Below are 19,346 nucleotides of genomic sequence, written 5' to 3'. Positions count from 1 at the left end.
ATGAGACCGGGCGCAAAATCAAAGAGCAATATGCTGACACTGGCGGCTTTACCGACCACGTCTTCGCCGTCACAGCCCTCCTGGGTTTCCAGTTCATCCCCCGCATCCGCGATCTGCCCTCCAAGCGGCTCTATGTCTTCGATCCAGCGATCACCCCAAAGGAACTCAAGGGCCTGATAGGCGGCAAAATCCGCGAGGCTCTTATCATTGCCAACTGGCCAGACATCCTGCGCAGCGCCGCAACCATGGTCGCCGGCGTTATGCCGCCAAGCCAACTGCTGCGCAAATTCGCAGCCTATCCTCGCCAGCATGCGCTCGCCGAAGCCCTCAAGGAAATCGGACGGGTGGAACGAACGCTGTTCATCCTCGAATGGGCGCTCGATGCCGACATGCAGCGCCGGGCCCAGATCGGCCTGAACAAGGGTGAGGCCCATCATGCTCTGAAAAACGCACTGCGCATTGGCCGCCAAGGCGAAATCCGCGACCGCACCACCGAAGGCCAGCACTTCCGCATGGCCGGCCTGAACCTGCTCGCCGCTGTCATCATCTACTGGAACACCAAACACCTCGGCCAAGCCGTCACCAGCCGCCGCCGTGCCGGTCTGGATTGCTCACCCGACCTGCTGGCGCACATCTCGCCCCTCGGATGGGCGCATATCCTCCTCACAGGCGAATACAGGTGGCCAAAACTATGATCAAAATCCTTATGATACGATCCTGCCCCTATCCCCAATCGACCCCTTTCTGGCCCAGTGTCAGTGGGCATATCCTGCGCTACTGGTTTGCTGGGGTTTGACGGGGGTGGGGAGGTCTCATTTGACATGTCTCAGGCTTTCTAAACGCTCATCGCTCTTGGGCATTGTGCTTTTTCACGGAAATCACGTTGTACTCATTCCTCTCAGCCCAATACGGACAAAAGTGTCCATTTGTCAATTGACAAATGGACACTTTTGTCCGTATCTGCGTTAGAATTATAGGAGCACCCGCGCCCAATGAAACAACGCCCTGATGCGCAAAAAAACCGCGAACGCCTATTGGCCGCCGCTAAGCTTGTATTTTCTGAATTTGGTGTCACGGCTCCGTTGGAACTTGTCCGCGAACGCGCGAATGTCGGCCGCGCCACGCTTTATCGAAACTTCCCAAATCGACAAGCGTTGTTTCTAGCCCTTGTCGATGAGGCTCTTGATGAACTCGACCTTCATTCTGATGACTTTTGGGACCTTCTGGCAGAGGCTGCCGTCAAAGTGGTGGAAAATGAAGTGAGCCACGCCATTTGGGATGCGGCAGATATCGACAGCGACCAATTGGCGATCCGTCACAAAAAGTTGGTCGGGATATTTGAGACACCGCTGGCCATTGCAAAGCAAGACAAGAGCGTCGACCCCGACATTGCCCCCTCTGATATCGTGTTGCTGTTGCGTATGATTGGCGGAGCGGTTCACTCTGGCCCAACGACCGAACGCAGGCAAGTGGCGATGCGCGCCGTCGAGCTCCTCCGAAGAGGGATTTCTAGGTTCAGGACCTATTAATCGACTTGATGCTGGGTTGGTGTCATGATTCACGAACCCCAATGATTTGGGGGACAGATGAGCAATCTTTATTGGGTCTATCCCAACAAAGGTACGAAATGCGACATAGGATTATCCCTGATTTCTGACGCGCATGATTGTTTGCCTGCTGGTTTCAAAATGGCGTGCAATGGCTGAGATCGTCTCGCCGTTTTTGATCTTGTCTCTCACTTCAGCCTGCTGATCCGCCGATAATGCTGATCGCCTCCCATTCGCCCATGTCATGGGCACATATCAACATGCTCGGCGAGTACGACTTCTCCGAGGAAAAGCTCCGCGATACCCTTGGCATCCTGCCCCCGAAAAAGGCAGCATAAACAGAGCAGCAAAACGGGCGGGGCGAAAACACGAAAAACGCCATCAGACTAACATCATGGCGTGAACGCTATGTCGCATTACGTACCTTTGTTGGGAGGAACCCCACTTTAGATAATACTCGATAAAAACAGGCCCGCCCTCGTAACGCTTGCGGCCGGAATCCGAGGCGGCGCTCTCGCTGGCGCGCTGCCGGAGGCCGGCGTTCCCGTCATTGCCTACGTGCGCAATGCGAACTGCGCCGGCGCTCATACGCTGGCCGAAAAGGACGCGCAGATCTGTCGATTTCCATCCAGATCTAAGCCGGGTATGGACCGAACACGATCGAGCCGAGGTTTGCGACACCGGAACGTCCAAGCAAGCGACCCCTTCTTGGAGACCCGGGGCAAGTTGGAGAGCGCTTAACGGGCGTTTGCGCGGGCGGCGACGGAGGCCAGAGCACGCCGCCTTGCGCCCCCCCCCGGCGGCGGTCAGCGCTTGGACGGATCCTCAGCCCGGATGGCGATGGAATAGGGAATGGCGGGATCGGCCTGCTGTGCTTTGGCGCTGATACGGGCGTTCGCCCTGAGCTCCTCTAGCGGCAGCCCGGCGTCGGTCACCCCGTGGTCATGCAGGTAATCTGGCAGATAGCCGGACAGAAGGATGCGCCAGTCCATCGGGATACCCGGCGCGACAAGCCGGGCCAGCTGAAAGATGATTGTAGTGCAGTTGGCGGTAATCGTATGATAGAAAGCGGGCTGGGCCGCCAGCTGGTTGGCCTTCTCCAGATAGGTCATGAACAGCGCGCGGCGCTGCGCTGGAGTCAGATTCAGCCGGTACAGAGCGACATCCTCGCGGCGGATGTTGGTGCGCAGCCGCAGGATGTCGGCTTCGTCGGCTGCGATCAACACCAGTTCGAATTTCTTGAAGAAACCACCGATCTCGGAAAAAGATTCGTGCCGCTCGCGCCGGATCTCGGCCGAAAAGGTCAGGTATGCCCCGTCCGAAAAGCCAAAACTGACCAGCGTATGGGCGATGGCCGGATTATCCCATGTCGATGTGGCAAGATCGACCGATGACAGCGTGCTGATGTCATAGCGGCGCGTTTCCCACTGCGAGGTGAAGTCCTGTTTGCTGCGCCAATCAAAATTGCGCACGTGGTCCAAAATGGCGGTCTGACCCTCGATCCGCGCGGTCACGCCATAAGCGACATCGGCTGCCCAGTCCCGATCCCCCAAAGGCCGGATCGTTAGCCACCAGCCCAGAGCACCGATAATGGAGGCCAGCAGAACCGCCCGGCTGGCGCTGCGTCGCCCTGTCGCGCGCAGCGCCAGAACGGCAAGCGCCGTCGCGACGACGACCAGGATCCAGAACCAGCGCGCCGGACCGTCCAGTTGAAAGCGAACGGTCAGACCGACAAGCGCCGCGGCGATCAGCACACCAAGCGCAAAGGCCGCCCCGGCAAGCCACCCTCGGCCAGATCCTAGTCGGCGCCCAGGCTGCGGCCCGGTCTTACCCACCCTCCAAAGCCTCGCCGATGATTGAGAAGGGGCTGGAGATGGTGGCGCCCACCGTGTTGAACACGAAGGCACCGGTGCTGCGAAGACCGGGTCCAGGCGTGTCGCCCCCCTCGTCGCGCCGGTTGGCATAGAGGGTGGCCAGCTTGATATAGCGGTCATGGTTCAGACCGTCCGAGGCCTCGACGCTGGAGATGTCGATAATCGCAAGCTGGGCCTTGCGCGCAGCCTGCTGCACGGCCGGGTCAGTGATGTCCAGCGCGCCGATGCGCGCGCGGGAGCGGCTCAGCCGGTTGCTGACGCGCAGCGCTTGGTCATCGGACGAGACCAGCACCGTCATTGGCGGCGTCATCGGGCCGATAACCTGCATCTGCGCCTGGAATACATCCACGTCGATATCGGGCGCTGCAAGCACAACCGTCAGACGGTTAAAGACATCGTCCTGCCCCGACAAACGCAACTGGCGCAACGCTTCCACCGTCAGCCAGCCGCCCATCGAATGGGCAAAGACGGTGATCGTGCCGATGCGGCTGTCGCGTGCCAGCGCGGCCAGCAGATCAGTCAGCGCATCGCGCGAATAGGTTGCGGATTCCTTGTCGGCCACATAACCCGCAACGGCGGCTTGAGAGGGCCAGGCGAACAGAATCGGGGTCTCGTCCAGATTGCCATCTACCTTTATCTGGGTCAGCCGATACAGCGCCTCGGGGAAGCTGTAATTGTAGCCATGAATGAAAATGACCACGTCCTTCCTACCGTCCCCTGATCCCGCCACCTGCTGCAGAAGGCCCTGCTGGGTCAGATTGGTTTGTCCCACTGTAGCAAAGCTTGTCTGCGGATCGATCTGCTCTTCAGGCCATTCAATCCGGCCCGGCTGGTGGTTGGGCGGCACCGAGATGTCAAAGGACGCGTAATTTGGCTGGCTGGCGCGACCCGAGGTGAAGACATTCACATTCCCGGCCGCCCGTGCGCGGGTTGTGGCGGCATAGACGGTGACGGTCTGTGCACCGGGAACGTGCGCCTCGGTAATGCGCAGAACCTCGGGCCCGGGTCTGGCCGCACAGGCGCTCAGGGACAGGACGGCAGCCAGAACCATGAGGCAGGATATGAAATCGGCGCAAAGGCGCCCTCGTCTGATGTCCATTCTGCTGCCCCTGCCGCCGTAGGTCAGTTCATCTGACCAAAACTCTTCTGATTACCGTCTGTTAGTCTGCATGGGGCAAGCGGGACAGTCAAGCAGACCTTTGCCGCATCCATACATACCATCACCTTTTCACCTTTCATGGCTGGGCCCTTCGCGCTCAGCGGCCCGCTGCCGTTCCAACGCCCGCTCCTGCTCCAGCACGCGTTCCCTCTCCCGGTCCTGTTGGGTGAGGGCATGCCCTGCGCTCTCAATATTGCGCTCGATCTCCACACCTCGGTCCTCACCGGGTCTATCCCAACAAAGGTACGAAATGCGACATAGGATTATCCCTGATTTCTGACGCGCATGATTGTTTGCCTGCTGGTTTCAAAATGGCGTGCAATGGCTGAGATCGTCTCGCCGTTTTTGATCTTGTCTCTCACTTCAGCCTGCTGATCCGCCGATAATGCTGATCGCCTCCCATTCGCCCATGTCATGGGCACATATCAACATGCTCGGCGAGTACGACTTCTCCGAGGAAAAGCTCCGCGATACCCTTGGCATCCTGCCCCCGAAAAAGGCAGCATAAACAGAGCAGCAAAACGGGCGGGGCGAAAACACGAAAAACGCCATCAGACTAACATCATGGCGTGAACGCTATGTCGCATTACGTACCTTTGTTGGGAGGAACCCGTTATGTGGCAACCGCCACGTCCCAACCGTTTTTACGAGATCGATTTACCTCCGTCCCGTCGGGACTTCGCTTCCCGCCCGTCGGGCGAGAATTCAGTTCAGGCAGTGGCCTCATGTGTCCATTGATAGTCGGTTCCTGATTTCCAGAGCGTCAGCATCAACACTGCAATCTTGCGCGCAGTGGCAACGGCGGCTTTGCGGAAGCCCCGCCGCCCAGCCAGTCGAACGGCCCAAGACTTCAGCGCCGAGAAGCGCTTCACTTGCCTGATGACGCAGGACGCCGCTTCAAAAAGAAGCCCACGCATTCCGGCATCTCCACATTTTGAGACACGGCCAGACCAATCCATTTCACCCGATTGGTGACGCCTCGGCGTTAAACCGAGAAAAGCCCCCACATCTGAAGTTTTACTGAACCGGTTAGGATCGTCGATGAGTGCTGCAAAACTGAGTGATACAATCGGACCAACGCCTGGAATGGTCATGAGGCGGCGCGTGATGGGATTGCTTTTCGACTTCGCTCTCAATGCGGCATCAAAGTCAGCGGTCGCGTTGCACAGCGTGATGTGAGCGGCGATGAACCCGTCTGCGATGGTGCGCAGCACCGGATCGGTTTCGCCAGCTGCGGCAAGTTGATCACGGAACCCTTGCCTTTGTTGCGCCTGACTGATCCCCGTCATGCGGATACCGAAGGCTTTCAAAACGCCCCGAATATGACCTTCCAGATCCTTGCGCAGACGGATCATACGCTCTCGCCCTCCGACCAACGCCCGCAACCGATCAGACTCTTCACTGCGAATGTGAACCGGCGTGAACCAGTTCATCCGCGCGAGTTGGGCCAGACCTTCTGCGTCGGAGCTGTCGGATTTGTTCAACCGAGCGGATAAGCTTTTGTGAGCCTTGCGGGCATCAATGCAGATCGCAGGTAAACCCATCTGCACCATCCCGCGCTGCAACCAGATCGAAAGCTGCCCACTTTCATGGATGATACGCTTTGGGGTCAGGGATCGGTTCTTAAACCAACCTGCCACTCCTTCCGGATCAGCTGGCGCGGTGCCCTGCGCCACAACCTCCCCATCGTCATCAACAACACATATCGAAACTTCTTTGAGCGATACGTCTAATCCTGCATAATGCGTCATGGTCGTTCTCCTCACGGCTTGTTTCCATGAGGCCAATGTAACAGGACCTCGTTCGCCACTGGAGAGCGGCCGCCGCAATCACACCATGTCGCTTTTGGGAGGGTGTAAGTGTCCGACCAGATCAGACAGGTGGCACGATCTACGATAGGGCTGACCAGCCACGCTACAAGCCACCTAGACGCAAACGCCAGTGACCGGACGATACTGGGTGATTGGCCCATTTTCTTCCTCGCGTTACGGACGTACACTGAGCATAGTTTGTCTAAGGTGGAAAAGATGCCTCACTATCGTTCGAGAACAAGTACACATGGCCGAAATATGGCGGGTGCCCGTGGTCTTTGGCGCGCGACAGGGATGACCGACGGCGATTTTGGCAAACCTATCATCGCCATTGTCAACAGTTTTACCCAGTTCGTTCCCGGCCACGTCCACCTGAAGGATCTGGGCCAGCTTGTCGCTAGAGAGGTCGAAAAGGCCGGGGGGGTCGCGAAAGAGTTCAACACGATCGCCGTCGATGATGGTATCGCGATGGGCCATGACGGGATGCTGTATTCACTCCCCTCGCGAGAGATCATCGCCGACAGCGTGGAGTACATGGTCAACGCCCATTGCGCCGACGCGATGGTTTGCATTTCCAATTGCGATAAGATCACGCCAGGCATGATGATGGCCGCGATGCGATTGAACATCCCCGTGATTTTCGTGTCCGGTGGCCCGATGGAGGCTGGTAAGATCGACATCGCGGACCTTGAGATGACCAAGATTGACCTGGTCGATGCGATGGTCGCAGCCGCCAGTGAGACGCTGACCGACGCGCAGGTCCAGAACATCGAGGAAAACGCCTGCCCAACCTGTGGATCGTGTTCCGGTATGTTCACCGCCAATTCAATGAACTGCCTGGCCGAGGCACTGGGTCTGGCGCTGCCCGGAAACGGGTCCACGCTGGCCACCCATGCTGACCGCAAATCCCTGTTCTTGGAGGCCGGTCGCTGCATCGTCGATATTACCAAGCGCCACTACGAGGCTGAGGAAAAAGGCTTGCTGCCGCGCGAGATTGCTAGGTTTGAGGCATTCGAGAATGCGATGAGCCTAGATATCGCGATGGGCGGATCGACAAATACTGTGCTGCACCTGCTGGCCATCGCCAGCGAGGGCGAGGTCAATTTCACGATGGACGACATCGATCGTCTATCACGCCAGGTACCCTGTCTGTGTAAGGTCTCGCCGAACATCGCCAACGTCCACATGGAAGACGTGCATCGCGCCGGTGGCATCTTCTCTATCTTGGGAGAGCTGTCGCGGGCCGGGTTGTTGAACGACGACTGCAGCACTGTGCATTCTATGACGATGGGCAAAGCGATCGCGCAGTGGGACATCAAGGTTGCCAATAACCCTGAGGCCGAGAGCCTGTTCAAAGCGGCCCCTGGGGGCGTGCGCACCACGCAGGCCTTCAGCACGGAAAACCGGTTCAAGAAATTGGACAAGGACCGTGAAAAGGGCGTGATCAGGTCCAAGGCCCATGCCTTCAGCGAGGATGGCGGCCTTGCGGTCCTGTTTGGCAACATCGCGGCAGAAGGCTGTATTGTGAAAACGGCTGGGGTCGATGCCTCGATCCTGAAATTTATAGGCACCGCTCATGTCTGCGAGAGCCAGGAATCCGCCATCAGCGACATCCTGACCGGCAAGGTCAAGGAGGGTGCCGTGGTTGTGATCCGCTACGAGGGGCCGCGCGGCGGGCCTGGCATGCAGGAAATGCTGTATCCCACGTCTTATTTGAAATCCAAAGGCTTGGGAAAGGCCTGCGCCTTGCTAACCGATGGTCGCTTCTCTGGCGGCACCTCCGGTCTATCTATTGGGCATGTCTCGCCCGAAGCAGCAGAAGGTGGCACCATCGGGCTGGTAAAAAATGGCGACAAGATCGAGATCGACATCCCAAACCGTTCGATCCACCTAGCCGTCGATGGTGCAACTTTGGTTGCCCGCCGCGCCACACAAGATGTAACCGGCTGGCATCCGGCAGTGCTGCGCAAGCGTAAAGTGTCCAAGGCACTGCAAGCCTATGCGGCTTTGACTACCAGTGCCGCGAAAGGAGCCGTGCGTGATATCTCAAGGCTAATTAAATCACCTTAACCCTTAGCGTTACTCAACGAACAAATCTTGCAATGACGCCACGAGGGACTAGCGGTTGATGCTCTGTCAGAGGTAGCAAAGCGTAAGGTGGAACAGGGCTACCTGTAATGCCGATAAACGAACTTGGGGTCGATTCCGGCTCAGTGTCAAAAAGCACTCTAAGGATTTGTCAACTGGTTTTGGAGCCACCGTTTGCGGTATTTTCATTGAGAAACGGGTAAAGATGCCCGTTTCGAGCCTCTGTGAGGCATTTTTAGGGCGATATCACAAACCAGCGTTTGAGACATATGCCAACAACACGAATCAGATTAAATCTTTAACAATCATATGGTTGTGGGCGTCAGAGCAAGCTTACCGTACTATTTTGCACTGAGCCGGAATCGACCCCCAGGTGCCGAGAGCACCGCAAAGTGTGGGGCAGTTGCTTTGGGGATTTGACGATGCCAATGCTTGCTGATGTCTGCCGCCCCGGAAATCTACCAGTTGAAAGTTCGCCTTCTCGGCATCAGCCCGATGATCTGGCGGCGGGTGTTGGTGCCTACTTCGACGACCGTGCGCGAGTTGCACGGCATTCTACAGGTAGCCATGGGCTGGGAGGGCATTCATCTGTTTGTCTTTGACATTCATGCTGTGCGGTATGGCTCGTTCGAATTGATTGCCGCGAACCCGGATGTGTCACTGTACCAGTTTGGGTTCCGCGAAAATGAGCGGTTCTCGTATGTCTATGATATGGGCGATCATTGGGAGTACGAAATCCGCCTTGAGGCGATCAACCCTCCACCAAAGAAGACTTATCCGATCTGCACGGGCGGTTCGGGGGCTTGTCCGCCGGAAGATTGTGGGGGGCCACACGGGTATCAAGAGCGCCGGGATGAAGCTGACGGGTATGATGCATGGCGCGACATGGGCGTGATGTCAGATTTTCTTGAAGACATCGTCGCGGCGAATGCCCCCGAGAGGAAAGTGTCTGACTTTCTGAATGACGATGTTGAAGAAGCGATGGAGCGGATCAAGGCCCGTCAACCTTTCCTTGAGGACAAGTTTTCACGGGGCGATGTGAACAAGCGATTTCGTGCCGGGGAACACCGTACTCTGATGCACCAGCAGATGCGGTAGGGGTGTTCAGAAGGGTTCGGTTCCGGACAGGACGTAATGATCTGTCCATAAATTATCTTGAGCCTGTATCGAACAGGTGTATGATTTTGGACAACATTTCCGGACAGAATTGCAGTGCTGTGACCAGAACATTCGCCTACGCCAGAGTATCAACCGTCGACCAGGACCCCGAAAACCAGATCCGGGAGATCGCTGGCGCAGGATTTGCGGTGGAGCCACACCGGATCATTACCGAGACGGTTTCCGGCTCACAAGCCATCGCACAGCGGAAGGGATTTGCGCGTCTTCTGGACAAGATGGAGCGTGGCGATGTTCTTGTCGTGACCAAGCTGGACCGGCTGGGGCGCGATGCGATCGATGTCAGTACCACCGTGGCCAAGCTGGAAACCTTGGGCATCCGTGTGCATTGCCTCGCCTTGGGCGGCGTGGATCTGACCAGTTCTGCGGGCAAGCTGACGATGGGTGTGATCAACGCAGTTGCCCAGTTCGAGCGAGACCTTCTGATCGAACGCACGCAATCGGGGCTGGCGCGTGCGAAAGCGCAAGGCAAAACACTGGGGCGCCCATCAACCCTTTCGGCTGATCAGCAGGCGTTGGTCCGCGAAAAGATTGCCAATGGCGCGACAGTTTCCTCCATCGCACGCGAAATGGGCACCAGTCGGCAGACAATCATGCGGGCGAGAGATTCAGAACCAATGTAATCAAGCAGGCAGGACCCCGAAGATGGATATCGAAATCAGCGTCACAATAACTGCGCCAGATGGCACCGCTCACACGGATAGGATCGCCGCATTCTCCAAGGGCATTGAGGCTGCTGGTGACATCGGCCTGTCCATAGAGGAAGGCAAAGCCGTTCTTTTGGGCATCCAGCGGAAAGTTGTTGCCGCGCAATGCGAAGCGTTTTGTATCAAACATGCCCGCTGTACGTGCTGTGATCGAAAGCTTCGTGGCAAAGGGCGCCGGCAAATTCGATACCGGACGGTCTTCGGTGACATCGCCGTTGAAAGTCCGCGCTTCTATTCCTGCCAGTGCCACAATGGTCCAGCCAAAACTTTCAGCCCCCTGAACGAACTTTTGCCCGACCATATTGCCCCGGAGTTGCTCTGGCTTGAGACGAAATGGGCTTCGCTTGTATCTTTCGGGGTCACGACTGACCTGCTGAAAGATGTCCTGCCGATTGATATGAGGCTAAATCCAGACACCATCCGCAGACATCTGGGGCGTGTGGCCACGCGGATGGAGGCCGAACTTTCTAATGAGCGTTACAGTTTCATTGAAACCAGTCCCCACCAGCGCGCCCAGCTTCCCAACCCTGAGGGCCAAATCACCGTCGGTATCGACGGTGGCTATGTTCGGTCTCGCGACGCTGGTCAGTCGCATTTCGAGGTCACCGTCGGCAAATCCATCCCCACAGATCGCCCGAGCCGCTACCTTGGGCTTGTCCAAAGTCATGATGACAAGCCCAAGCGGCGACTGCATGAAGTTCTGAAGGATCAGGGTTGGCAGGAAAACCAGCCAGTGACATTCATGACTGACGGTGGAGACACGGTCATCAACATGGCGCGACACATGGCACCTGCCTCTGAGCATATCCTGGATTGGTTCCACATCACCATGCGCATCACCGTCATGCAGCAATACGTCAAAGGGCTTGCGCATCACAATCCCGCAGAGGCCGAAGCCATTGCCCGCCTGCTGCGCCAGATCAAAGGGTTCCTTTGGAATGGCAACCTTCACGATGGTCAGGCAGCGATCGAAGACCTTGCCATCGATCTGGAAATTGTCGAGACGGACTATGCCAGCATCAAGGCACTTCGGAAGGCGGCGTCCGAGTTCGAGACCTACATCGCCAACAACGCCTTGATGATCCCGAACTATGCGGAAAGACGACGGTACGGTGAACGCGTTTCAACCGGCTTTGTCGAAAGCACCGTTAACACCGTTGTTGGAAAGCGCTTCGGCAAGCGGCAGCAAATGCGCTGGTCAAAACGAGGCGCGCACCTCATGCTGCAAACCCGAACCAGAGCCCTCGATGGCACCCTGCGCGCCAAGTTCGAGCAATGGCATCCGGCGTTGAAGCCTTCGTCCGAAACCGAAATGGCTGCATGATTGCCCCACACTTTACGGTACTCTCCCGGTCAAGGGCGGGGCCCCGCGCCTGCCTCAGGCGGTGGTGTGAAATCCGTTATCGGCATAGACCACCGATCCGCTCATGGGACTTGCGGCCTCGGTTGCCAGAAAGGCCGCCAGCGTACCGATCTCTTCGATGCTCACCAGCCGACCCGAGGGCGTGCGCGCGCGGACCTCATCCATCAGCGCATCAAACCGCCCGATCCCCGAGGCCGCCCGGGTCTTCACCGGCCCGGTCGACAGCGAAAAGGCCCGGATGCCCTCACCCGCAAGATCGGCGGCGGTATAGCGGACGGAGGCCTCCAGCGCCGCCTTGACCGGCCCCATGAGGTTGTAATTCTCGACCACCCGGTCCGCGCCGTAAAAGCTGACGGTGATCAGCGATCCGCCCGCCTGCATCAGGGGCCGCGCCAGCCGCGCCATGCGCAGGAAGGAATGGCAGGAAACATCCATAGCCAGCGCAAACCCCTCGGCCGAGGCATTGACCACGCTGGTCTGCAGATCCTCCTTCGGCGCGAAGGCAATGGCATGGAGCAGGAAATCGAGCCGCCCCCATTCGGCGGTGATACGGTCAAACACCGCCTCCAGCTGGCCCGGCTCGCGCACATCGCAAGCGAGCAGCAAGTCGGCGCCCACCTCTTCGGCAACCGGCGCCACCCAGGGCCGTGCTTTTTCATTCAGACAGGTCAGCGCCAGCTCTGCCCCCGCCGCGCGAAAGGCCCGGGCGCAACCAGCGGCAATGCTCGCCTCATTCGCCACACCGACCACGAGGCCGCGTTTGCCGCTCAGATCAATCATGTCCCAGTTCCTTCGCTTGCCGCCTCGCGGGCAATGATGCTTTCCTCATCGGTCGGAATGACGAGGAGTTTCACGCGGCTGGTTGCCGTGCTGATCCGGCGCAGACCCGCCGCATTGGCCTTCGGGTCAAGATCGGCCCCCAGCCATGCCAGGCGCGCCGCCACGCGGGCGCGGATGCCGGGCTGGTGTTCGCCGATGCCTGCGGTGAAGACGATGGCGTCGATGCCGCCCATGCTGGCGGCCAGCCGCGCCACCTCGCCCGCAATGCGCAGGCAGAAAAGGTCAATCGCCTCGGCGGCCTCGGGGCGCGGGCTGGCCATCAGCTCGCGGCTGTCGGCCTCAAAGCCCGACACCCCCAGCAGCCCGCTTTCGCGGTAAAGCATGGTCTCGACCTGTTTCAGACTGTGCCCCATCTCGCCCATCAGATGCAGGATGACACCGGGGTCCAGAGCGCCTGAACGCGTCGCCATCGGGATGCCATCCAGCGTCGAGAACCCCATCGAGCTGTCGATACTCTCGCCGCCCCGGATCGCGCAAAGGCTGGCACCGCTGCCCAGATGCGCCGCGACCACCTTCGCATCCGGAGCCAGATCGCCCAGCTGCCCGGCGATATAGCGGTAAGACAACCCGTGAAACCCATAGCGCTTGATCCCCTGGTCATAAAGCGCGCGCGGAATGGCAAAGCGGCGCATCAGGGGCGGGCTGGTCGCGTGAAACGCTGTGTCAAATGACGCCGTCTGCGGCACATCCGGGTAAAGCGCCCGCATCACCCGGATCAGCGCGAGGCTCTGCGGCTGATGCAAGGGCGCAAGCCGCGCCAGCGCGTCGATCTGGGCAATCACCCGATCGGTGATCCGCGCCGGGCCTTTGAAAACATCCCCGCCATGCACCACCCGGTGGCCGATCACCGCGAGGCGCGAGAGATCGAACTGCCCTGCCAGCCAGGCGAAAGCCTGGTTCAGAACCGCCGTCAGATCGCCCGGATCGGCGCTGATCGGGCCGGAGAGCATCTCCCCCTCCCGCTTCAGACGCACCGCGAAAGGTTCGTCACGAAAATCGATCACGCCAGAGGCCAGCGGGCGCGGCCCGGCGATCTCCAGCGCGTAAAAGCCCAGTTTGATGGTCGATGACCCGGCGTTGAAGGTCAGGATCAGATCGCGGGTCATGCCTTGCCCTCCGCCTTGCGGATCGCGACCAGTTTCGCCAAAGCGGCCGAGGCGATGCGGGCCGACAAGGGATCGGCGCGACTGGTCAGCACGATCGGCACCCGCGCGCCCAGCACCAGCCCCGCCGCCGTCGCCCCTGCAAAATAGATCAGCTGTTTGGCGAGCATATTCCCGGCCTCAAGATCCGGCACCAGCAGGATATCGGCCTCACCCGCCACCTGCGAGGTGATGCCCTTGGTCGCCGCCGCCTCGGGGCTGATCGCATTGTCAAAGGCCAGCGGCCCGTCGACCAGCGCGCCGGTGATCTGGCCGCGCGCCGCCATCACCGTCAGCGCGGCGGCATCGAGCGTCGCGGGCATCATCGGGTTCACCGTCTCGACCGCCGCCAGCACCGCGACCTTGGGCTGGTCGCGCCCCAAAAGCCGCATCAGATCGACGGCATTCTGGCAGATGTCGCGCTTATGCTCGAGCGTCGGCGCGATATTGATCGCGGCATCGGTGACGATCACGGGCTTCCCGTAGGCTGGCACATCCATCGCATAGACATGGCTGATCCGGCGTTCCGTGCGCAGCCCGCCGGTTTTCGAGACCACGGCGGAGAGCAGCTCATCCGAATGCAGGCTGCCCTTCACCAGCACCTGGACCTCGCCCTTCGCGGCCAGTTCCACCGCCCGCGCCGCCGCCGCATGGCTGTGTTCGACCTCTTCGATCCGGAAGCCATCGAGCGAGACCCCGGCCTCCTCTGCCGCCGCGCGGATCTTTGCGCCGGGGCCGATCAGGATCGGATCCAGCAGCCCTTCGTCCCGCACCTCGACCGCGCCAAGGATCGCGGATTTCGAGCAGGGATGCACCACCGCCGCCCGCACCGGCGGCAGCGCCCGGGCCTCTTCGACAAAGCCCTGCCAGCGACCTTTCGGCAAGATCACCGCCTCGGGCAGGTTCCCCGGCACCCAGGTCAGCTGCTCAACCGGCGCAAGCACCAGCGCCTCACCCGAAAGCACCACCTCGCCCAGCTGATTGCGGGCGGTGGTGGTCAGGCGAACACGGTTTTTACCCTCGATCAGCTCAGCCACTTCGACCTCGGCGGTTATGGTATCGCCGGGGGAAACCGGCTTTTGAAAGCGGATCTGCTGGTCGAGATAGATCGTCCCCGGCCCCGGCAGGCGGGTGCCCAGCACCGCCGAAATCAGCGCCGCCGTCCACATGCCATGCACCACCACATGGCCAAACGGGCCATGGGCGGCGAAACCCGGATCCAGATGCGCGGGGTTGGCATCGCCGGAGACCGCAGCGAAAAGCGCGATATCCTCGGGGCCGACATGGCGCAGCAGACTGGCGCGGTCGCCGATTTTCATCTGGTGAAACAGATAGTTGGTCAGAGTGCCGGTCATCTTGTCACCTCTGGAAAACATATGTGCCGGGCGCATCTGCCAGCGCGTTGCCCATTGCGGGCGGCGCGGCGGGGGCACCCGAACGCGCGGCAAGCCAGGCCTGCCAGGGCGTCCACCACGAACCCTCGGTTGCAGGATTGGCCTCGACCCAGGTCTCGGGCGGCAAAAGCGCGTCGTCATGGGCGCGGGTCGCCAGCCGGTAGCGGCGGCGCGGGTGACCGGGAGGAGAGACGATCCCCGCATTATGCCCGCCCGACGTCAGCGCGAAAGTCACCTCGCAATCGGTGAACTGGTGGATTTTGTAGACCGACTTCCAGGGTGCGACATGATCGCGCTCGGTCCCGACGGCAAAGATCGGCACCCGGATGTTCTGCAACAGAACTGTCTTGCCCCCGGCGGTGAAGCGTCCCGAAGAAAGCTCATTATTCAGATAAAGCCTGCGCAGATATTCGGCATGCATCCGATAGGGCATCCGGGTGCTGTCGGCATTCCAGGCCATGAGATCATTCATCGCCGTCCGCTCGCCCATCATGTAATCGCGCACCATCCGGGACCAGATGAGGTCATTCGAGCGCAAAAGCTGAAACGCCCCCGCCATCTGATCGGCAGAGAGATAGCCGCGGTTCCACATCATGCTTTCAAGAAGATGCAGCTGGCTTGGGTCGATGAACAACGCAAGCTCGCCCGGTTCGGCGAAATCGACCTGCGCGGCAAGCAGCGTCAGCGAGGCGAGACGCGCGTCCCCCTTCCCCGCCATGGCAGCCGCCGCGATCGACAGCAAAGTGCCACCCAGACAATAGCCGGTGGCGTGGATTTTCTGATCGGGCATTAGACGGGTGATCTCATCCAACGCGGCCATCACGCCCAGCCGGCGATAATCCTCCAGCGTCAGATCACGATCCTCTGCACCCGGATTGCGCCAGGAAATGGCGAAAACCGTGTGGCCCTGCGCCACCAGCCAGCGGATCAGTGAATTCTCCGGGCTGAGGTCGAGGATATAGTATTTCATGATCCAGGCCGGAACGATCAGCACCGGCTCGGGGTGCACGGTTTCTGTCGTGGGCGTATACTGGATCAGTTCGATCAGGTGGTTGCGGAAGATTACCTTGCCCGGCGTCACCGCCACATCGCGACCCGGTGTAAAGGCCTCGACACCCTCTGGCGGCTCGTGCCGGATCTGGCGGACGACGTCCTGCAGCCAGTTCTGCCAGCCCTTCACAAGGTTCATGCCTCCGGTAGCCCAGGTCCGTGCCACAACCTCGGGATTGGTAAAAGGGTTGTTCGAAGGCGCACAGACATCAAGGATCTGTTTCGCGGCAAAAGACACCACATCCTCGTGGTGCTTCGTCACGCCCGGAACCTCATGGGTGACGTTATGCAGCCATTGCTGCTGCAGCAGGAAAGCCTGCGACATCCAGCTGAAGGGCGGTTTCGCCCAGGCTTCACCGGCGAAACGGCGGTCGCCCGGCAAGGGCGTGATGACCGGCGCGGCCTGCGGATCCATCGCCGAGGCCATCAGATGCGCCATGAGACGCTGCCATTTGCGGCCCGCCTTGACGCCCAGTTCCATCTGCTTGCCCGGTGCCTGCGCCAGATGAAAGGCCCAGTCGACATAGGCCATCATCAGCGAGCCGGGCGAGACCCCGCCGCTGAGCTGTCCCGAGAGCGCCTCTCGTATGCGGTTAACGGCCTGAAAAGCCTCGATGCCAAGGCTTTCATCGCCGGTTGCACCCGAGCCATCTGATTTGGGAGTAAGGGCCATGTCGCGTCTCCAATTTACCGGCGGAAGTTAGCACAGAACTATCAACGAGTGTTGATCGAAATCAAAGAGTTCAAGATTTTTCTTGAACATAGGCATTGCGCCCAAGGCCCGATGCCGACGACATGTCGTAAAGCGCCGTCAAACCGCCGAAACAGCCGCCCCCGGACTGAACAGGCAAAGCATCGGCGTCCGGCGGCGGACACGGAATCCCCTGTCCCTGCCCTGATCATCATGGACGATTACCGGCAAAACGGCGCGACGTCGAGGCCATGACCCGGCCAATGCCGCTGGCACCAACGCCGGGCCAAGGCCGCGGCCTCAATCCGCCAGCACATCACCGATGCCAGTGAAGACACCACCGACCTGATTGAAGACAAAGGCCCCCGCCAAGCGTACCTCACCGAAAAGGGTGTTTTCAACCACAGCCCCGGCCTCGCCGGAAAGCAGGCCGACATAGCGGCTGTGGACGGGATCATCGGTCGGAATATCGGTAATATCCACGATCCGTATTCCGGTCGCGACCGCCAGGCGCTGGACCGCCGGATCACGCACATCGACAAGCCCAAGCCGTATCCGACGTGCCGAAAGCTGCGACGACAGTTTCAGCGCCAGATCGTCCGAGGAGACGAGCACCGTGATGGGATGCTTCATCGGCCCAAGGCTGACCATCTGGGCGCGGAAAAGATCGATATCAATATCCGGGGCGGCAAGGATGACCTCGATCCGGTCCAGCACATCGTCCCGCCCGGCAAGACGCAGTTGCACCAGCGTCTCCATCGTCAGCCGCGCGCCCATGCTGTGAGCCAGCACCGGCACCGCGTCGGAAGCGGACCGACCCTTTGTCAAAAGCCGCAGCAGATCGGCAAGCGCCGCGCGGGAAAAGTCAGACGCGTCACGATCAGCCAGATAGGCGCCCGGATAGCCTGCCGAGGGCCATGTAAAAAGGACAGGCTTTTCCTCGATATGCGCATCGACCGAAAGCTGCGCGGTGCGGAACAAGGCCTCATGAAAGCGGGTGTTGAAGCCGTGGACATAAAGCCCGACCCCCTCGCGCGAGAGACGCTTTGCAAAGGCGTCACGGCTAAGCGTCTGCCGGCTGCGCATCACGAAATTCCGGTCGGCGCTGCTGCCATTGCGATCCGGCCATTCAATCTTTCCCGGCCGATGGCCAGGCGGCACCGAGACCTCGTATTCCAGCCAGCTTGGCCGGATGGAGCGAGAGTCGCCAAAGGCCCCCGGCAGATTTGCCTCGGGCGCGCGGGTGGTCATGGTCAGCACCCGGACAAGGCGGGCGCCCTCGGGCAGGGCACCGGCATCGGGGGCCAGAACTTCCGGCCCCGGACGCGCAGCGCAGCCTGCAAGCGCAAGCGTCAGGATCAGAAGCAGGCGGCCCAACATATGCCTTACCGCAGGAATTTCTTGAATCGTATCAGTGCCAGCCAGAACAGCGCCACCCCGATCGCCGCCAGCGCCGCGAACTGGGGCCAGACCACGTCAAGCCCGGCACCTCGGAACAAGATGCCCTGCGAGAGGATGATGAAATGCGTGTTGGGGGCTGCAAGCATGATGGTCTGGATGATCTCTGGCATGGATTCCCGCGGCGTCATCGCGCCTGACAGCACCTGCAGCGGCAAAAGCGCCATCATCAGCAAAAGCGCGAATTGCGGCATCGACCCGGCGATGGTGGCAAGGAAAATTCCAAGCCCCGTCATGGCGAAAACCATCAGCACCGCGCCCGCAAGAAACAGCACGACCGAGCCCTGCACCGGAACCGCCATCAGCGCCTGCACCACAACACTTAGCGAAAAGATCGACCCCAGCAGCACCACCAGCCCCATCGACCAGATCTTGGAAAACATGATCTCGGTCGGGGTGACGGGCATGACCAGCAGGTGCTCGACCGTGCCATGTTCCTTTTCGCGGATCAGCGCCGCGCCGGTCAGCACCAGCGACAGCATGGTGATCGACCGGATCACGGCGGAAATCGCGCCGAACCACTTCGGATCCAGCGAGGGATTATACCGCGCGCGGAGCGCCAGATCGACCGGCAGCGCGGTCTCGGCCCGGTAGCCCGCCACATATTCCGAAACCTCGGAGGACACGATCTGCTGGATATAGCCGCCGCCGGTGAAGGCCTGGCTCATCCTTGTCGCGTCGATATTCAGCTGGATCGCCGGGTTTTTTCCGGCCAGCACATCGCGCGCGAAATCCGGTGGGATGTTCAGCGCAAAAGTATCCAGCCCCTGATCCATCCGCCGATCCATCTCGGCCGTCGTGGTCATCTGCGGCTCGACAAAATAGGGCGGATAAAAGGCCGAGGTGATGCGGGCGGAGAGATGCGACTGATCCTCATCCACGATCGAGATCGCGGCATTCGTCAGCGCCTCGGGCGAGACGTTCGCAGAGGTCCAGATCGAGAGCGAAAAGGAATAGACGATCAGCACCAGCATCACCGGATCGCGCCAGAGCCCGCGCAATTCCTTGACGCCCAGATTGAAGGTGTTGCGCAGGTTCATCCGCCC

General features: G+C 60.0%; 17 protein-coding genes. 6 read left to right on the top strand and 11 right to left on the bottom strand.

Features of this window, described 5'->3' with window-relative positions; genetic code table 11:
• Positions 1–695, top strand: a 695-nt coding sequence (locus AKU94_RS10120; RefSeq protein WP_157056504.1) for a Tn3 family transposase, incomplete at its 5' end; no start/stop codon positions are given.
• Between the two features lie 297 nt (positions 696–992).
• Positions 993–1,529, top strand: a complete 537-nt coding sequence (locus AKU94_RS10115) for a TetR/AcrR family transcriptional regulator (protein WP_050527171.1) — start codon at positions 993–995, stop codon at positions 1,527–1,529.
• A 111-nt stretch (positions 1,530–1,640) separates the two neighbouring features.
• On the opposite strand, the gene AKU94_RS19195 is transcribed toward AKU94_RS10115, so the two are convergent.
• From AKU94_RS19195 to AKU94_RS10090, 5 genes are all read right to left on the bottom strand, one after another.
• Positions 1,641–1,793 carry a helix-turn-helix domain-containing protein gene (locus AKU94_RS19195; protein ID WP_114865794.1) on the bottom strand — a complete coding sequence of 51 codons (153 nt, stop codon included), beginning with the start codon at positions 1,791–1,793 and terminating at the stop codon, positions 1,641–1,643.
• A 560-nt stretch (positions 1,794–2,353) separates the two neighbouring features.
• Positions 2,354–3,301 carry an Lnb N-terminal periplasmic domain-containing protein gene (locus tag AKU94_RS10105; protein ID WP_083445032.1) on the bottom strand — a complete coding sequence of 316 codons (948 nt, stop codon included), beginning with the start codon at positions 3,299–3,301 and terminating at the stop codon, positions 2,354–2,356.
• Between the two features lie 73 nt (positions 3,302–3,374).
• Positions 3,375–4,520 carry an alpha/beta hydrolase gene (locus AKU94_RS10100; protein WP_198144886.1) on the bottom strand — a complete coding sequence of 382 codons (1,146 nt, stop codon included), beginning with the start codon at positions 4,518–4,520 and terminating at the stop codon, positions 3,375–3,377.
• 323 nt (positions 4,521–4,843) lie between these two features.
• Positions 4,844–4,996 (bottom strand): helix-turn-helix domain-containing protein, encoded by a 153-nt coding sequence (locus AKU94_RS19190; RefSeq protein WP_114865794.1) that lies wholly within the window; start codon positions 4,994–4,996, stop codon positions 4,844–4,846.
• A gap of 294 nt (positions 4,997–5,290) precedes the next feature.
• Complete coding sequence (locus AKU94_RS10090; protein ID WP_050527168.1) at positions 5,291–6,331, bottom strand: IS110 family RNA-guided transposase; 1,041 nt, start codon at positions 6,329–6,331, stop codon at positions 5,291–5,293.
• A gap of 276 nt (positions 6,332–6,607) precedes the next feature.
• Between AKU94_RS10090 and ilvD the strand changes: the two genes are divergently transcribed.
• The 4 genes from ilvD (at position 6,608) to AKU94_RS10070 (ending at position 11,686) form a co-directional block, all read left to right on the top strand.
• Positions 6,608–8,461, top strand: coding sequence for a dihydroxy-acid dehydratase (ilvD, locus tag AKU94_RS10085; protein ID WP_050527167.1), 1,854 nt, complete (start codon positions 6,608–6,610; stop codon positions 8,459–8,461).
• Between the two features lie 456 nt (positions 8,462–8,917).
• A complete protein-coding gene (locus tag AKU94_RS20395; RefSeq protein WP_157056503.1) occupies positions 8,918–9,577 on the top strand; it encodes a plasmid pRiA4b ORF-3 family protein in 660 nt (219 codons plus the stop codon).
• Between the two features lie 119 nt (positions 9,578–9,696).
• A complete protein-coding gene (locus AKU94_RS10075) occupies positions 9,697–10,278 on the top strand; it encodes a recombinase family protein (RefSeq protein ID WP_050527175.1) in 582 nt (193 codons plus the stop codon).
• A gap of 22 nt (positions 10,279–10,300) precedes the next feature.
• Complete coding sequence (locus tag AKU94_RS10070; protein WP_050527166.1) at positions 10,301–11,686, top strand: ISKra4 family transposase; 1,386 nt, start codon at positions 10,301–10,303, stop codon at positions 11,684–11,686.
• Between the two features lie 54 nt (positions 11,687–11,740).
• Here the strand turns inward: AKU94_RS10070 and fabI are convergent, their stop codons facing one another.
• The 6 genes from fabI to AKU94_RS10040 form a co-directional block, all read right to left on the bottom strand.
• Positions 11,741–12,505: an enoyl-ACP reductase FabI gene (fabI, locus tag AKU94_RS10065; RefSeq protein ID WP_050527165.1), complete on the bottom strand. Its 765-nt coding sequence runs from the start codon at positions 12,503–12,505 to the stop codon at positions 11,741–11,743.
• Positions 12,502–13,671, bottom strand: a complete 1,170-nt coding sequence (locus tag AKU94_RS10060) for an acetate/propionate family kinase (protein WP_050527164.1) — start codon at positions 13,669–13,671, stop codon at positions 12,502–12,504. Before AKU94_RS10060 ends, fabI begins: the two co-directional genes overlap by 4 nt.
• Positions 13,668–15,062, bottom strand: coding sequence for a bifunctional enoyl-CoA hydratase/phosphate acetyltransferase (locus AKU94_RS10055; protein WP_157056502.1), 1,395 nt, complete (start codon positions 15,060–15,062; stop codon positions 13,668–13,670). Before AKU94_RS10055 ends, AKU94_RS10060 begins: the two co-directional genes overlap by 4 nt.
• Before the next feature lie 4 nt (positions 15,063–15,066).
• Complete coding sequence (locus tag AKU94_RS10050; protein WP_050527163.1) at positions 15,067–16,824, bottom strand: PHA/PHB synthase family protein; 1,758 nt, start codon at positions 16,822–16,824, stop codon at positions 15,067–15,069.
• 318 nt (positions 16,825–17,142) lie between these two features.
• Positions 17,143–18,222 carry an alpha/beta hydrolase gene (locus AKU94_RS10045; protein ID WP_050527162.1) on the bottom strand — a complete coding sequence of 360 codons (1,080 nt, stop codon included), beginning with the start codon at positions 18,220–18,222 and terminating at the stop codon, positions 17,143–17,145.
• 5 nt (positions 18,223–18,227) lie between these two features.
• The gene (locus AKU94_RS10040; protein ID WP_050527161.1) at positions 18,228–19,340 is read right to left on the bottom strand and encodes an ABC transporter permease; all 1,113 of its coding nucleotides are present in this window, start codon (positions 19,338–19,340) and stop codon (positions 18,228–18,230) included.
• Positions 19,341–19,346: the final 6 nt, after the last annotated feature.

The sequence above is a fragment of the Pseudorhodobacter aquimaris genome (assembly GCF_001202025.1).
Lineage (GTDB): Bacteria > Pseudomonadota > Alphaproteobacteria > Rhodobacterales > Rhodobacteraceae > Pseudorhodobacter > Pseudorhodobacter aquimaris.
The sequence above is the reverse complement of the archived record's forward strand: the minus strand, read 5'-3'. Positions and strand labels throughout refer to the sequence as shown.

What these genes read in the sequence shown, in the direction of transcription:
- AKU94_RS10055 (WP_157056502.1), bottom strand. Translation starts at nt 15,062, where the DNA reads ATGACCGGCACTCTGACCAACTATCTGTTTCACCAGATGAAAATCGGC.
- ilvD (WP_050527167.1), top strand. Translation starts at nt 6,608, where the DNA reads ATGCCTCACTATCGTTCGAGAACAAGTACACATGGCCGAAATATGGCG.
- AKU94_RS10090 (WP_050527168.1), bottom strand. Translation starts at nt 6,331, where the DNA reads ATGACGCATTATGCAGGATTAGACGTATCGCTCAAAGAAGTTTCGATA.
- AKU94_RS10050 (WP_050527163.1), bottom strand. Translation starts at nt 16,824, where the DNA reads ATGGCCCTTACTCCCAAATCAGATGGCTCGGGTGCAACCGGCGATGAA.
- AKU94_RS19190 (WP_114865794.1), bottom strand. Translation starts at nt 4,996, where the DNA reads ATGACATGGGCGAATGGGAGGCGATCAGCATTATCGGCGGATCAGCAG.
- AKU94_RS10040 (WP_050527161.1), bottom strand. Translation starts at nt 19,340, where the DNA reads ATGAACCTGCGCAACACCTTCAATCTGGGCGTCAAGGAATTGCGCGGG.
- AKU94_RS10070 (WP_050527166.1), top strand. Translation starts at nt 10,301, where the DNA reads ATGGATATCGAAATCAGCGTCACAATAACTGCGCCAGATGGCACCGCT.
- AKU94_RS10100 (WP_198144886.1), bottom strand. Translation starts at nt 4,520, where the DNA reads ATGGACATCAGACGAGGGCGCCTTTGCGCCGATTTCATATCCTGCCTC.
- AKU94_RS10045 (WP_050527162.1), bottom strand. Translation starts at nt 18,222, where the DNA reads ATGTTGGGCCGCCTGCTTCTGATCCTGACGCTTGCGCTTGCAGGCTGC.
- AKU94_RS10115 (WP_050527171.1), top strand. Translation starts at nt 993, where the DNA reads ATGAAACAACGCCCTGATGCGCAAAAAAACCGCGAACGCCTATTGGCC.
- AKU94_RS10060 (WP_050527164.1), bottom strand. Translation starts at nt 13,671, where the DNA reads ATGACCCGCGATCTGATCCTGACCTTCAACGCCGGGTCATCGACCATC.
- AKU94_RS20395 (WP_157056503.1), top strand. Translation starts at nt 8,918, where the DNA reads ATGTCTGCCGCCCCGGAAATCTACCAGTTGAAAGTTCGCCTTCTCGGC.
- fabI (WP_050527165.1), bottom strand. Translation starts at nt 12,505, where the DNA reads ATGATTGATCTGAGCGGCAAACGCGGCCTCGTGGTCGGTGTGGCGAAT.
- AKU94_RS19195 (WP_114865794.1), bottom strand. Translation starts at nt 1,793, where the DNA reads ATGACATGGGCGAATGGGAGGCGATCAGCATTATCGGCGGATCAGCAG.